Below are 12,262 nucleotides of genomic sequence, written 5' to 3'. Positions count from 1 at the left end.
GAGGCCAATAGATGCGAGATAAGAAGTTTGTGAAGTTGCAAAAGGAAAACAAGAAGCTTAGGGAACTTTTAAGAGAAGGTATTCAACTTGCGGAAATTTGCGTGGAAAAGGTTAAGTGTCAGGAGGATGTGTACAAGCAGTTGGAGATTAAGAAGGGTTAGGAGGTGGAAAGAAAGTGAATTGTAACACCTGTAACCATTTAAAGGACAACCTGGAATATGACTATTATAAAAATTACCCAGCAGACTTATGCTACTGTGACATAGAAAGTGAATTTTGGGAAGGGGATATATCAGCAGCATTAGGAAGCCCAATCGACTGTCCAGATTATAAGGAAAGAAGGTGAGTAACATGGATGCACTTACAGTAAAGAAACTTAGAGAGTGCGAACTGGATAACAACGGGGAACTTTACGATCCGTTATCTGGAGAGACTTTTAAAGATATTGATGCACTGACGGATGAGGAAGTAAAAATATTTATGGAGGGATAGAATATGTGGATTAGAAGCCAGAACAGGAAAAGACTTGTAAATGTTGGGATGCTGGATATTTGTGATACTAGAATTTTCGTTAGTGAATTGCCAGGCCAAATCCCAAAATCGGGTATTTGTATTGGAAAGTATGAGAGCGAAGAAAAAGCAGTTAAGGTATTGGATGCAATACAAAAACATGTTGAATTGATAGAACATAATAGAATGTTTATTAATCAACCAGAAGAACAATACAATTATGAGTATTATATTTTTGAAATGCCAGAGAAATAAAAAAAGCCCTCGCCAAAGGGCACAAAATTAAAACTTCGTTATCCCCATTCTACCGCAGAATGGGGGAAAAATCAAATATGGGAGGAATTAAAATGGCAAAATTTGATATTAATGAATCTATAGAGGCTCAAGCAAAATTATGTGAAGATAAAGACTATCCACATTTTGCACCAAGTTCAGGAAAATGCTGGTGTTGTAATCAAAATATCTACGAACAAATTGGCTGGAAGCGTGATGAATTTGGTGATGGAATAAGAGTTGATTTAGAAAAGGCTGATTTTAAAACAGGGATATCCACTGAAAAGGCCGGTAAAGAACTTATAACAGGTTGTCCACATTGTAATAGGACTTATTGTGATTAGGAGGTAGAACATGAGTAAAACAATAGTTTTAGAAAAACTGACTCTTAAGAATTTCAAAGGTATCAAGGACTTAACAATAGATTTTTCAAACATAACCAACATCTACGGTGACAATGCCACAGGAAAGACTACGATATTTGATGCCTTTACATGGCTTTTGTTTAACAAAGACAGCCAGGACATAAGCAAATTTGATGTACAACCACTTGATGGGGACAATAAAGTAGTTCATAGGGTTGATACGGAAGTGGAAGCAGTACTTGAGATAAATGGTGTGAACATGTTGTTAAGGAAACTCTTGAAAGAAAAGTGGGTTAAACCAAAGGGAAAAACTGAATCAGAGTTTCAGGGTGCCACTGCTTCTTACTATATTGATGATGTACCCAAGAAAGAGAAAGAGTATAAGAAGAAAATAAATGAAATCATCCAGGAGGATATATTTAAGCTCCTGACAAATCCAATGCATTTCTCAACTAAAATGACATGGCAGGAAAGAAAAAATATACTCATGGGAATGATAGGTGAAATTACAGATCAGAATGTTATTGATTCAAAGGGAAAATTGAAACCTCTGGAAGAACTTCTTGTAAACAAGGATATAGATGAACTTAAAAAAAGCATAAATGCATCAAGAAAGAAATTGATCAAGGACAAGGAGTCAATACCTCCTAGAGTTGACGAACTTAGAAAAAGTATAAGAAAAGAAGATATTGACTTTAAAGCCTTGGAGTTTAGAAAACGTGGAATAGTTGCAGGAATGAAAAGTGTGGAGGAGCAGCTCCTTGATAAGACAAAACTTGATGATGAACTATTTATGAAGAAAGATAAACTTTATGGACTTAAATCCAAATTAAAAGATATTGAACATGAGGAAGTTGAAAAGGCCGAAAGTGGAAGAGATAAAATAGCCCAGGATATAAGCAGCTTGAATGGGGAAATAGCTGAACTCAAGTTTGATATTAAATCCCTTGAAATGGAGAAAAACAACAACCTTAAAATAGCCAGCAACTTAGAAGTAGAAGTTAAGAATTTAAGGGACAAGTGGTATGAGGAAGATGCAAAAGTTTTTGAACTTCCAGAAGATGCACGTATATGTCCTACCTGCCACCGTCCTTTTGACGAGGAGGATATTGAAAGCCACAGGCAAGAGATGGAGGGGAACTTTAAACAGAATAAGTCCAAAATCTTGAAAAGTATAAAAGCTCAAGGTTTAGAAAAATCTAATGAACTTGAAAAGTATAAAGAGAGAGTATTGAATAATGAAACTGCCCTGAAAAATGCTAGGGATTCTCTGGAAAAGCTCAATAATGAAAAAGATAAACTTCAATCTGAAATGGACAATTTCAAAATTAATATAGACCTTGATAGTAATAAGGAATACCAGGATATATTGAGGCAGGTGGAAGAATTTGAAACGGAACTGTCAAAACCAGTAGAATCAGATGCCCAGATAAGAGAACTCAAAGAGAGAAAAGAAAGTATAGAAAAAGAACTTGAGGAGGTCAACTACAAGCTGGGATACAGGGAAATGAATGATAGAACAAATGCCAGGATTGAGGAACTTTTAAACAAGGAAAAAGAGCTAAGTCAGCAGATTGCTAATTTAGAGAAACAAGAGTTTTTGTGTGATGAATTCATAAAAACCAAGGTTGAACTTATGGAAACAAGTATCAATTCCAAATTCAAATATGTTAAGTTTAGGTTCTTTAAAACACTGGTTAATGGAGGGATTGAAGAGGGCTGTGAACCCCTTGTAGATGGAGTTCCATTTTCTACGAACTTAAATTCAGGCGCAAGGATTAATGCCGGTATAGATATTATAAACACCTTGTCTCAGCACTGCGGAATTAATGCACCAATATTTATAGATAACAGGGAAAGCACCACAAAACTTATAGATGTAGAGAGTCAAGTAGTGAATCTAGTTGTAAGCAGTAAAGATAAATCTTTAAGAATTGAAAATGGTGAACTTGCAGAAGAAAAGCAGCTTGCAAGTTAAATTGAGAATAAGGGAAGGTGATAAAAATGGAAAATAAAAGTACTGCAATAACATTAGCCAAAGAAGATGCCTTAAATCAGATAACGGAAAAAATAGGGGAGCTTAGAAAAAATAATGATATAGCATTTCCTCCTAATTATTCAGTTGCCAATGCCTTAAACAGTGCATGGCTGCAACTTCAAGAAGTACAAAGTAAGGATCATAAACCTGCGCTTGAGGTATGTACCAAAAATTCAATTATAGGTTCTCTTTATGATATGTGCCTGCAGGGACTGACACCAGCTAAAAAACAATGCTATTTTGTAGTTTACGGAAACCAGTTGCAATTAATGCGTAGTTACATGGGAACTGTAGCAGTAACAAAGAGATTAAGAGGTGTTAAGATATTAAAGCTTATTGCATTTACGAGGTGATGAATTTGAGCAGACCTATGACCTGGATACAGCAACTTTGAAAATTAGTAAATTCAATCCCAAGTTTGAAAATATAGATACAAATAAAATAAAGGGTGCCTTTGCAGTAGTAATAGGAGAGAATGGTCCCATTCATGCAGAGGTAATGAATATCGACCAGATTAAAAAAGCATGGGGACAGGGTATTGCCTATAAAAGTGGAAAATCTACAGCCCATAATAATTTTGCAGATGAAATGGCAAAGAAATCGGTGATAAACAGGGCTTGCAAGATGTATGCAAATACTTCTGACGACAGTGACCTTTTGATTGAAGCTTTTAACAATACGGACAAGACCTATGATGAGGAGAGCATGGTAGGTAATGTTGAATATGAGGTTAAGGAAGAGATAAAGGATAAGGCAAATAAGAAGTCTATAGATATAAAGGCTTCTGAGGAAAAAACAGAAAATCAGAAGATAATTGATGTGGAGCCTGAGAAGGTGGAAGAAAAGCAAACTCCAAGTTCAACAGAACAGACTGAAATAGAAGGACCAGGATTCTAATGAAATTTACAGTTTTAGGGAGTGGATCGGCAGGTAACTGCTATCTACTCCAGAATAGAGATGAAACTTTGATACTTGAGTGTGGACTGCCCTATAAAACTATCATAAAGGGACTGAATTTCAACTTAATTGATGTGGCAGGATGCTTGGTCACACATGAACATAAAGATCATTCCAAGGCCATAAAGGAGCTTATCAGTAACGGAATAGATGTTTACAGCAGCAGTGGAACATTAAGGCAGTAGATGCTGGGGATTATAGAGCACAAGTAATTAAATCTGAAAATCAGGTTTCTATAGGAAATTTTACTGTACTCCCTTTTGAAGCTGAACATGATGCAGTAGAGCCTTTAGGTTTCCTTATACAACATAGTGATATGGGTAAGCTGCTCTTTGTTACAGATAGTTACTACTGCCAGTATAACTTTACAGGACTTAATCACATTATGATTGAGTGCAACTACAGTATGGATATTGTAAATGAAAACTTTGAAAAGGATTAATACATCCCGTACTTAGAAACAGGCTTTTGAAATCTCATTTCAGCCTGAATAATGTAAAAGAATTTTTAAAGGTCACTGATTTAAGTCAGGTTAAAGATATTGTGCTTTTACATCTTAGTGATAGCAATAGTAATGCTGCACAGTTTCAAGAAGAGATAGAGAGGCTTACAGGAAAGCCTACCTATATTGCGGATAAAGGTTTGAAGATAGATTTATTTTAAGGAGTATTGGATTATGGGAGAAGGCAAAGGATGGATAAGTGTACACAGAAAAATTCAATACAGTTGGTTATGGCAAGAGAAGCCTTTTTCTAAAGGCCAGGCTTGGATTGACCTTCTCCTGTCAGCCAACCATAAGGATAAGAAAACTTTACTTGGTAGTGAATTAATAAATGTAAAAAGAGGAAGTTTTATAACGTCACAAAAAAAATTAATGGAAAGATGGGGGTGGGGTACAGAAAAAACTAGAAGGTTTTTAAAGCTCCTTGCTACCGAAGAAATGATAAAATTATCAACTGATAAAAGAAAAACTATGATTACAGTAGTGAATTATGAAGAGTACCAAAATCAGAACGGTTTAAATGAAGATATATCAACGAGTTCCGCCGATAACCAGAACGATAATGGATTACAAACAGATTACAAACAGAATGATAATGGATTACAAACAGAGACAAACAATAATGATAATAAAGATAATAATATTACTACTACTGAAAAAGAGCCATGGGAAATAGCATTAAAATATTTTTGCCAAAAATCAGGAAAGCTGGATCTGAATTTAAAACCTCGTGAACTAGAAGCCGCCCAGAAGATTTGTAATGAGGTGCTGTCCCTCAATACAGTTCTAAGAGGTATAGATCAAGCCTTTGATAGATTCAAGCCAGATACTGAGAATGATAAAATAAACTCTTTTTGCTACTGCATAGGCATTATAAAAGATTTATGGAAACGTGAAAATATCAAGAATGGGGGTAAAAGTCATGATAGAGACCCAAAACAAGAAAATACAGAAAAGGGGATCGACAGCTCCGGGATTGGTTTCCACTTCTGAAACAGAACTAGACAATTGTCCTGTTTGTGGTGAACCTACAGGAAAAGTGGTCAGGCTAATGGGGAGAAATTATATAGTCCCAAGGATGTGTAAGTGTAAAAAAGAAGCCTTTGAAGAAAACGAGCGTATATCTCAAGCCAGAGAAAAGCAGATTAGGCTTGAGAGAATATTTAATAACAGCTTAATGACCAGGGAGTTTAGGGAGTTCACCTTTGAAAGCTGGGACCATACTTTGGGCAATGAGAGCATGTATGAACTAGGAATAAAGTATGTGAAATGTTTCAAAGAAAAAGCCTTGAAAGAAAACGTAGGCCTGCTTATTTACGGAAAGCCAGGTAACGGAAAAACATTTTTATCGGGGTGTATTGCTAATACACTTATAAAACAGTTTATACCTGTGGTTTGTGTTTCTGCTATTGGAATTTTGGAGAGGATAAAGAGCAGTTTCAGAAGCTACGGTGATGAAGGAGTGCAGAACATACTCAATTGCTTGGATAACGCAGATTTGGTGATTATTGACGATATAGGAGTTGAAAATAATACGGATTGGTCCAGAGCTACCATGTATCAAATATTGGATTCAAGGTACAGGAAGAAAAAACCATTAATTATAACATCAAATTTGTCAATGAATCAACTTAAGAGGAGATATGACAGGGACTGTGAATATGATATTGGCAGAACTGCAGATAGATTAATCCATGACATGTGTTCCCCTATTGAAAATACAGGTTCAAGTATACGGATAAAGAATGGGATTAGAAAAACCCAGATGCTCAGAGATATACTAAACAGTTAGAAAGTAAGGAGGAATAATGTGAAACTTAAGAATTTAAGCAACATAAAATGGATTGGCGGCAAACATGGAAAGCAAGAAAACAGACGATAAGCCAGCGAAGCCGGCGGATAAACCGACGAAGGACTGCGAAGAGCCGGCGAAAGATATTAATGAAAAGTCTGGGAAAAGACTGAAAATAGCATTACTCCAAGGTAAGGTAATGAGTTATGAAATTCAAGAGGGTGGATTTCTTTTAAGGCAAAAATCTTATATTAATACCATACCAGTAGATTTCAAGGATATTGATGATTTTATTGCAGAACTTAGGGAGCTTAAGGAAGTAGCCAAGGCATGAGTAGTTTAAAAATCATAAGAGGAGCCAAACCCATAAAATTTGGTAATCAGATAGGAATGAAGATGGATGAACTGGACAGAGGAACAATACCAGGAATACCTCAAAAAGAGAGGTCAGAAGGTAGAGAAACCAAAAGTAAAGAAGCAGAAATACAGGAATAAGGGTGCATGGCATGATGGAATGTATTTCAGGAGTCAGCTGGAAATGAAGAGATACTGCCAGTTAAAACTTTTATTCTATGCTGGGGAAATCGCAGGATTTATATTGCAGCCGGAGTTTATTCTTCAGGAAGGTAAAGGAGAAGAAAGAGCTATAACTTATACTGCTGATTTTCTGGTTTTGAATAAGGATGGTACCTACAGTGTTGAGGATACCAAAGGTTATGAGTCAGCACAATGGAAGAGGACGTACAAGCAGTTTAAATTGAGGTATCCAGAGGTAGAACTGAAAATATTGAAGGAGGTATAAGTTTGTGAATAAAAAGGATTTATCGGATATAAGAAAAGAATTTAAGTTGGGAAGCTATATGCTTAAAGTTAAGGAAATCTATAGTGTTTACCTGAAAAAGGATAACGGTGAAATAATAACAGGAGAACTGGAATATTTTGAAATGATGGAAGTAGAAAAGAGAGAGCTTTATTTAAATAACTTTAAAAAAGTGCTTACAGGAACTTTGGATTCTAAAATATTTGAGTTGGATTTTAAAAATATAAATGAGGAAGAATCAGAAGAAAATACTCAGCATGTATTATATGCTGCTTTAAATTCAAAGGAAAGAATAAGTGAATATGCAGATAAGATAGTGGATAAAATTTCTCAAAACTATAATTATGATACGGATGTGGTTATAAGTTTTACAAAGGCAGAATATTACAGTGATGGTAAGAGAAAAAAAGATTCTTTAGAGGAATATGTACAAGCCATAGAAGTTATATTGTGTAGTGTAAATAAAGTGGAAATACCTAAAAAGATGCTGAAGTTTGATTATACGGAGATGAAATTTAAACCTAATTCTGCATTAGATATGGTTATAAACTTAAATTCTCCTGTGGAAGGATTCATGTTTCCAAGCTTTACATCTGAATATGTAGATGTAAATAAAATAATTTATTATTCTTCAAAATCAAAGAAGATGAACAATGTTTTCGTAGAAAAAGTATTGGAATGCAATATTAAACCCACAGCTTTGGAAGAAAAGGAGAATTTTAATGCCATTTTAGGGATCTCATTAGGGGGAAAAATAAAACCTGATATAGTTCAGGATATATACGAAAGGATAAATGAAAAATTTCAAGATGAGGGAGAAGAAGAGCCTATTTTGGATATAAATGAAGTAACCAGAGTGTTAAGGGAAAGTGGAGTTGAAAACACAGGAATAGTTAAAAGTGCTTTTGAAGAAGTGTGTGGAGGGGATTATGAATTTAAGGTCAGAAATGTAATACCTGATTTTGGAAGCAAGTCTATAAAGATAGAAAATGAGAGTACCAATATAACCATAAGTCCCAGGGATTTGAGTACTGTAAAACAGGTGGTATATGTTAAATCGGGAAAGAAGTGCTTACTTATAGAACTTAAAGAGGACATGGTTATAGATGGATTTAATTTGGAAACAGAAGTTGATTAGGAAGGTGAACACATTGAAACTAAAGCTAATGGTGCTTAGGAAATTGATAGACCGAAGAGGAAATAAGATAGACAATCGTACAATGACCTGGGAGGATTGGAAGGATAAAGTTTTAGAGGAATCAGGAGAGTTGTGTGAAGCTCTCTCCTCTGGAGATAAGAAAAAGATAATGGAAGAGGTACTGGATGTTATTCAGGTGGGTATTGGGATTCTGGCGAAGCTTTTCAGAGAGAATTTTGACATAGTCCAGGGATTCCACAGGCATAATAAAAAGTTGGTGGATAGAGGCTGTGAGGCTTGTGCAGAGGTTGGGGCTGATGTGTGTAGGAGATAGGATGATGGAAAATAAAAACGAAGGCATGATTAAAGGTTTTACTCAATTATCAAGAGCATGGTATGGAGAGGTTTGTTTAAGGAATTCAGATTATGTAGATAGAGTAATTTTTGGGTTGTATTCCTCCCAAGGAGGTACAACCGGTGAAATGACAGTGGATTGGATAAATCTAAGTGGAAAAATAGTTCCTGAATTGAATATATTCAGTGATGCTTGGAGCGCGTTGTCAAATTTTCATGATTTGATTAATGTATTAGGGGAACATGATAGTGAAGACCCCACACCTGAAGAATTCTGCAAATATTTATTAGATTGTGGTTTTATGGACAGAACTGAAACTATTATAGGATATTAGTTGTGACATAATCTGAAATTATTGTGAAGTAAATAAAAAATAAAAATCGGAGTAATTCTAGATAAAATGCATGGCCATGCCTCCAGACGTGGAGGTTAAAACAATGAATAAAGGACTTATAATTGATATTTTTGCAGGTGGAGGTGGAGCATCTACGGGAATTGAAATGGCAATGGGGAGACCGATTGATTTAGCAGTAAATCATGATCCTGATGCTATATTAATGCATAAAACTAACCATCCAGAGACTATGCACATTACAGAAGATATATTCAAGGTTGACATGCTTAAATATACAAAAGGTCGTCATGTTTCACTTATGTGGGCTTCCCCAGACTGTACAAGTCATTCAAAAGCAAAAGGCGGGCAACCCAAGATAAAAGGATTAAGAATATTGCCATGGGCAGTATACAAACATGCGAGAAAAATTTTGCCAGATGTTATCCTAATGGAAAATGTCGAAGAAATTCAAAAATGGGGTCCTCTTGATAATGAGGGACATCCTATAAAAGAACGTAAAGGGGAAGATTATAAGAAATTCATTAGTGCAATGAAAGGATTAGGTTATGAATTTGACAGTAGGGAGTTGATAGCTGCTGATTATGGGGCACCAACAACAAGGAATAGATGGTATGCAGTATTTAGGCGTGATGGAAAAAATATTATTTGGCCGGAACCCACACATAATAAACTTGGTGTAAATGGACTTAAAAAGTGGGAACCAATATCAAAATGTATTGACTGGAATGACTTAGGAAGTTCCATATTTACAAGGGAAAAGCCATTAAAGGAAAAAACACTTAACCGAATTGCAAGAGGAATTGAAAAATTCATTATTAATGATGATAACCCTTACTTTTTACCAGATGATATAGCATCATCATTCCTTATCCAATATCATGGTGAAACAAAAAAAGAATATGTAAGAGGTCAGAGCTTGAATGAACCAATAAAGACTATTGACACAAGCAACCGATATGGATTAGTTACTGCATTTATCACTAAATTTTATAAGAGTGGTACTGGACAGGCAGTAAATGAACCCATACACACCATTACAACAAGTCCTGGACATTTCGGTTTAATTTCGGCCTTTCTAATCAAGTATTATGGAAATGGGATAGGGCAAAGGGTGAGTGGGCCTATAGGTACTATAGTTACTAAAGATAGATTTGGACTTGTAACGGTTGTGATTAAAGGAGAGCAATATCAATTAATTGATATATGGTTTAGGATGTTAAAACCTGAAGAATTAAAATTAGGTCAAGGTTTTCCGGAAAATTATATCATTGATCATGATTATACTGGTAAAAGGTATCCAATAAGTAAAAGGGTTGCAAGAATAGGAAATAGTGTAGTACCGGTAATGGCAAAAGTATTAACACAGGCAAATATGTCTGAAAGTTGCAGAAAAGAACATGTAAGTTAGTTCGTATCTCAAATACTTTGCAATAAAACTAAATACCAGGGATTTATATGCCCCTGGTATGAGGAACTAATATGTTAAAGATAAACATTGAAAAGATAATTATTCAATGGATATATAAATAGTATGTGTAAAGTTATAAGTTATTATACATGGGAATTTAATATAGATTAGTTGTAATTTCAAGTAAAACTAAACACCGGGGATTATCCATCCCCGGTATAAGGATTAATTATGTTACACATACATTAAAACATAATTACATAATGAAACACAAAGATAGTATGTGCAAAATTGGATTTATTATGCATAGAAATTTGAAGAAGGTGAGTAGATGGAACATTTAATAAAATTAGGATATGTGTTTATAGGAACATGGGCTTTAATTAGCATAGTTGGGATAATAGGCATTTATATAGTTGTCAGGAATTGCAGGAAGGAAAGTGCTAAGAGTTATAAGAATTTTAAAAAAGAATGGGACAGGCATGGGAGGTAAATAAGTTAAGGAGGAATAGCTTATGTGCCAATATTGTGACGGTGAATATGGAAAAAGCATTCTTATAAACAAAAGCCCTGACAGTAAAAAAACACAACCTAATGAAGCTGTAATATTTCAATTGAAAGGTGATAAACCCAGAATAGTATTATTTAGGCATAGACTTGCACAAGGACATTTTAAGATAAAGTATTGTCCTATGTGTGGAAGAAGGTTAGGAGAATAAATGGAGTATATATTAGTATACAAAGATGATAAAAAAGTTGAACAGGAAGTAATTATTGAAGCCAAAACGGATAGAGCTGCGATATCTCAAGTGGATAAGATACTAGGAGATAAAGTATATACGGAACCAGGGCTTTATTTGAAAGAAGAATATGATAGGGAAAAGGCATTAAAATTAAGGGAATAGGAGGGGTGGTATGAATAAATATTTGGTTTCATGCTTTATCTTTACTGAAGATAAAGAGTGGGGAGTTGCAGATGTGGAAGTAAGCTGTAAAGCTAAGGATATATACAATGTATCAGGGTTAAGAGATGCTATAGTTAAAAAAATGGATATATACAATACAGTTATTATCAATATAATGCTTTTGGAAAGAGAAGGTTTATTAAGACGATTTTTAAAACTTATTAAAGGAGGGATTCCATGGAAGCAGTGCTAACAGAACTTAAGCATGTTGATGTAACCAACCATTGCAAGGAGAGATATGTGGAAAGAGTTAAGGGAATAACTAATAGTTTTGATATAGAAAATTACGTGTTAACGAATAATGACAGGATAATACGAGATATAAATAAGATATTTAACTATTCAGAGTTTTTAACGGAAGACCGGCTTGGTGGAGATGGAACTATCAAAAGATTCTATGTAAAGGATGATATACTCCTTGTTTTGAGACAGGATGAATCGGTAATCATCACTCTTATTAAAATTGACTATGGTTTTCCTGAAAAAATAAACAGAGGAATTGTCAAAGAGCTGCTGGAAGAAATAAATTCATTAAAGGAAGATTTACAGGAAAGTGAAAAGGCCATAGTTTCTTATATAAACGTCAGGAATTTAGAGAAAGAACGGATTTCTAATAAAATTAAATTCCTTAAAGAACGAATAAAAGAAATTGATATGGATATAGAAGGAAAGAGGAAAAGTATTAATATGCCAAAACTTAGGATAAAGAAATACGTGAATATGATATATAATTCCATGGAATTAAGAAGGGATATAGAGCAGTTGGCTAAATAATTGACGATTT

25 protein-coding genes are annotated in these 12,262 nt (G+C 34.7%); all 25 read left to right on the top strand.

Annotated features, from left to right (window positions below; translation table 11 throughout):
• Positions 1 to 11 precede the first annotated feature (11 nt).
• The 25 genes from BS101_RS22965 (at position 12) to BS101_RS18080 (ending at position 12,252) form a co-directional block, all read left to right on the top strand.
• Positions 12 to 161, top strand: coding sequence for a hypothetical protein (locus tag BS101_RS22965; RefSeq protein WP_156876083.1), 150 nt, complete (start codon positions 12 to 14; stop codon positions 159 to 161).
• Between the two features lie 14 nt (positions 162 to 175).
• Positions 176 to 346, top strand: coding sequence for a hypothetical protein (locus BS101_RS22960; protein ID WP_156875977.1), 171 nt, complete (start codon positions 176 to 178; stop codon positions 344 to 346).
• Positions 343 to 492, top strand: coding sequence for a hypothetical protein (locus BS101_RS22955; RefSeq protein ID WP_156875978.1), 150 nt, complete (start codon positions 343 to 345; stop codon positions 490 to 492). Before BS101_RS22960 ends, BS101_RS22955 begins: the two co-directional genes overlap by 4 nt.
• Positions 493 to 495: 3 nt before the next feature.
• Positions 496 to 765: a hypothetical protein gene (locus BS101_RS18160; protein WP_073537052.1), complete on the top strand. Its 270-nt coding sequence runs from the start codon at positions 496 to 498 to the stop codon at positions 763 to 765.
• Between the two features lie 92 nt (positions 766 to 857).
• Positions 858 to 1,127, top strand: a complete 270-nt coding sequence (locus BS101_RS18155; RefSeq protein ID WP_156875979.1) for a hypothetical protein — start codon at positions 858 to 860, stop codon at positions 1,125 to 1,127.
• A gap of 10 nt (positions 1,128 to 1,137) precedes the next feature.
• Complete coding sequence (locus tag BS101_RS18150) at positions 1,138 to 3,126, top strand: AAA family ATPase (RefSeq protein ID WP_073540097.1); 1,989 nt, start codon at positions 1,138 to 1,140, stop codon at positions 3,124 to 3,126.
• Positions 3,127 to 3,152: 26 nt separating this feature from the next.
• Positions 3,153 to 3,539 (top strand): recombinase RecT, encoded by a 387-nt coding sequence (locus BS101_RS24305; protein ID WP_278335248.1) that lies wholly within the window; start codon positions 3,153 to 3,155, stop codon positions 3,537 to 3,539.
• The gene (locus tag BS101_RS24300; RefSeq protein WP_278335247.1) at positions 3,523 to 4,083 is read left to right on the top strand and encodes a recombinase RecT; all 561 of its coding nucleotides are present in this window, start codon (positions 3,523 to 3,525) and stop codon (positions 4,081 to 4,083) included. Before BS101_RS24305 ends, BS101_RS24300 begins: the two co-directional genes overlap by 17 nt.
• Complete coding sequence (locus BS101_RS24455; RefSeq protein WP_347472793.1) at positions 4,083 to 4,328, top strand: MBL fold metallo-hydrolase; 246 nt, start codon at positions 4,083 to 4,085, stop codon at positions 4,326 to 4,328. The genes BS101_RS24300 and BS101_RS24455 overlap by 1 nt, the downstream gene beginning before the upstream one ends.
• 131 nt (positions 4,329 to 4,459) lie before the next feature.
• Positions 4,460 to 4,585 carry a hypothetical protein gene (locus tag BS101_RS24450; RefSeq protein ID WP_347472792.1) on the top strand — a complete coding sequence of 42 codons (126 nt, stop codon included), beginning with the start codon at positions 4,460 to 4,462 and terminating at the stop codon, positions 4,583 to 4,585.
• A 26-nt stretch (positions 4,586 to 4,611) separates the two neighbouring features.
• Positions 4,612 to 4,806, top strand: a complete 195-nt coding sequence (locus BS101_RS24445; protein ID WP_347472791.1) for a hypothetical protein — start codon at positions 4,612 to 4,614, stop codon at positions 4,804 to 4,806.
• Between the two features lie 13 nt (positions 4,807 to 4,819).
• On the top strand, positions 4,820 to 5,638 hold the full coding sequence (locus BS101_RS18135; RefSeq protein ID WP_073540096.1) for a hypothetical protein: 819 nt from the start codon (positions 4,820 to 4,822) through the stop codon (positions 5,636 to 5,638).
• Positions 5,568 to 6,437 (top strand): ATP-binding protein, encoded by an 870-nt coding sequence (locus BS101_RS18130; protein ID WP_073540095.1) that lies wholly within the window; start codon positions 5,568 to 5,570, stop codon positions 6,435 to 6,437. The genes BS101_RS18135 and BS101_RS18130 overlap by 71 nt, the downstream gene beginning before the upstream one ends.
• A gap of 52 nt (positions 6,438 to 6,489) precedes the next feature.
• Positions 6,490 to 6,771 carry a hypothetical protein gene (locus BS101_RS18125; RefSeq protein ID WP_198039630.1) on the top strand — a complete coding sequence of 94 codons (282 nt, stop codon included), beginning with the start codon at positions 6,490 to 6,492 and terminating at the stop codon, positions 6,769 to 6,771.
• Positions 6,768 to 6,932: a hypothetical protein gene (locus BS101_RS24020; RefSeq protein WP_242951328.1), complete on the top strand. Its 165-nt coding sequence runs from the start codon at positions 6,768 to 6,770 to the stop codon at positions 6,930 to 6,932. The genes BS101_RS18125 and BS101_RS24020 overlap by 4 nt, the downstream gene beginning before the upstream one ends.
• Before the next feature lie 43 nt (positions 6,933 to 6,975).
• Positions 6,976 to 7,239, top strand: coding sequence for a DUF1064 domain-containing protein (locus tag BS101_RS18120; protein WP_242951327.1), 264 nt, complete (start codon positions 6,976 to 6,978; stop codon positions 7,237 to 7,239).
• 4 nt (positions 7,240 to 7,243) lie between these two features.
• Positions 7,244 to 8,395, top strand: a complete 1,152-nt coding sequence (locus BS101_RS18115; RefSeq protein ID WP_073540093.1) for a DUF4317 domain-containing protein — start codon at positions 7,244 to 7,246, stop codon at positions 8,393 to 8,395.
• A 4-nt stretch (positions 8,396 to 8,399) separates the two neighbouring features.
• Entirely contained in the window at positions 8,400 to 8,729 is a 330-nt protein-coding gene (locus BS101_RS18110) for a MazG-like family protein (RefSeq protein WP_156876081.1), read from the top strand.
• A gap of 4 nt (positions 8,730 to 8,733) precedes the next feature.
• A complete protein-coding gene (locus tag BS101_RS18105; RefSeq protein WP_073540092.1) occupies positions 8,734 to 9,084 on the top strand; it encodes a hypothetical protein in 351 nt (116 codons plus the stop codon).
• A gap of 103 nt (positions 9,085 to 9,187) precedes the next feature.
• Positions 9,188 to 10,513 (top strand): DNA cytosine methyltransferase, encoded by a 1,326-nt coding sequence (locus tag BS101_RS18100; RefSeq protein WP_073540091.1) that lies wholly within the window; start codon positions 9,188 to 9,190, stop codon positions 10,511 to 10,513.
• A 331-nt stretch (positions 10,514 to 10,844) separates the two neighbouring features.
• Complete coding sequence (locus BS101_RS22950; protein WP_156876080.1) at positions 10,845 to 11,006, top strand: hypothetical protein; 162 nt, start codon at positions 10,845 to 10,847, stop codon at positions 11,004 to 11,006.
• 22 nt (positions 11,007 to 11,028) lie between these two features.
• Positions 11,029 to 11,232: a hypothetical protein gene (locus tag BS101_RS18095; protein ID WP_073540090.1), complete on the top strand. Its 204-nt coding sequence runs from the start codon at positions 11,029 to 11,031 to the stop codon at positions 11,230 to 11,232.
• A complete protein-coding gene (locus BS101_RS18090) occupies positions 11,233 to 11,418 on the top strand; it encodes a hypothetical protein (protein WP_073540089.1) in 186 nt (61 codons plus the stop codon).
• Positions 11,419 to 11,428: 10 nt separating this feature from the next.
• On the top strand, positions 11,429 to 11,671 hold the full coding sequence (locus tag BS101_RS18085; protein ID WP_073540088.1) for a hypothetical protein: 243 nt from the start codon (positions 11,429 to 11,431) through the stop codon (positions 11,669 to 11,671).
• On the top strand, positions 11,656 to 12,252 hold the full coding sequence (locus BS101_RS18080) for a hypothetical protein (RefSeq protein WP_073540087.1): 597 nt from the start codon (positions 11,656 to 11,658) through the stop codon (positions 12,250 to 12,252). The genes BS101_RS18085 and BS101_RS18080 overlap by 16 nt, the downstream gene beginning before the upstream one ends.
• Positions 12,253 to 12,262 lie beyond the last annotated feature (10 nt).

Origin of the sequence: Clostridium kluyveri (assembly GCF_001902295.1) — a bacterium.
Taxonomy (GTDB): Bacteria; Bacillota; Clostridia; order Clostridiales; family Clostridiaceae; genus Clostridium_B; species Clostridium_B kluyveri_B.
Note: the sequence above shows the minus strand (reverse complement) of the source record. Positions and strands in the feature narration are given on the sequence as shown.

Excerpts from the sequence above, each read along its gene's own strand:
- BS101_RS18095 (WP_073540090.1), top strand. The coding sequence starts at position 11,029 with ATGTGCCAATATTGTGACGGTGAATATGGAAAAAGCATTCTTATAAAC.
- BS101_RS22965 (WP_156876083.1), top strand. The coding sequence starts at position 12 with ATGCGAGATAAGAAGTTTGTGAAGTTGCAAAAGGAAAACAAGAAGCTT.
- BS101_RS18155 (WP_156875979.1), top strand. The coding sequence starts at position 858 with ATGGCAAAATTTGATATTAATGAATCTATAGAGGCTCAAGCAAAATTA.
- BS101_RS18150 (WP_073540097.1), top strand. The coding sequence starts at position 1,138 with ATGAGTAAAACAATAGTTTTAGAAAAACTGACTCTTAAGAATTTCAAA.
- BS101_RS18130 (WP_073540095.1), top strand. The coding sequence starts at position 5,568 with ATGATAGAGACCCAAAACAAGAAAATACAGAAAAGGGGATCGACAGCT.
- BS101_RS24450 (WP_347472792.1), top strand. The coding sequence starts at position 4,460 with ATGGGTAAGCTGCTCTTTGTTACAGATAGTTACTACTGCCAGTATAAC.
- BS101_RS18080 (WP_073540087.1), top strand. The coding sequence starts at position 11,656 with ATGGAAGCAGTGCTAACAGAACTTAAGCATGTTGATGTAACCAACCAT.
- BS101_RS18160 (WP_073537052.1), top strand. The coding sequence starts at position 496 with ATGTGGATTAGAAGCCAGAACAGGAAAAGACTTGTAAATGTTGGGATG.
- BS101_RS24305 (WP_278335248.1), top strand. The coding sequence starts at position 3,153 with ATGGAAAATAAAAGTACTGCAATAACATTAGCCAAAGAAGATGCCTTA.
- BS101_RS24020 (WP_242951328.1), top strand. The coding sequence starts at position 6,768 with ATGAGTAGTTTAAAAATCATAAGAGGAGCCAAACCCATAAAATTTGGT.
- BS101_RS24455 (WP_347472793.1), top strand. The coding sequence starts at position 4,083 with ATGAAATTTACAGTTTTAGGGAGTGGATCGGCAGGTAACTGCTATCTA.
- BS101_RS18100 (WP_073540091.1), top strand. The coding sequence starts at position 9,188 with ATGAATAAAGGACTTATAATTGATATTTTTGCAGGTGGAGGTGGAGCA.
- BS101_RS18085 (WP_073540088.1), top strand. The coding sequence starts at position 11,429 with ATGAATAAATATTTGGTTTCATGCTTTATCTTTACTGAAGATAAAGAG.
- BS101_RS18120 (WP_242951327.1), top strand. The coding sequence starts at position 6,976 with ATGAAGAGATACTGCCAGTTAAAACTTTTATTCTATGCTGGGGAAATC.
- BS101_RS22950 (WP_156876080.1), top strand. The coding sequence starts at position 10,845 with ATGGAACATTTAATAAAATTAGGATATGTGTTTATAGGAACATGGGCT.
- BS101_RS18105 (WP_073540092.1), top strand. The coding sequence starts at position 8,734 with ATGGAAAATAAAAACGAAGGCATGATTAAAGGTTTTACTCAATTATCA.
- BS101_RS18090 (WP_073540089.1), top strand. The coding sequence starts at position 11,233 with ATGGAGTATATATTAGTATACAAAGATGATAAAAAAGTTGAACAGGAA.
- BS101_RS18135 (WP_073540096.1), top strand. The coding sequence starts at position 4,820 with ATGGGAGAAGGCAAAGGATGGATAAGTGTACACAGAAAAATTCAATAC.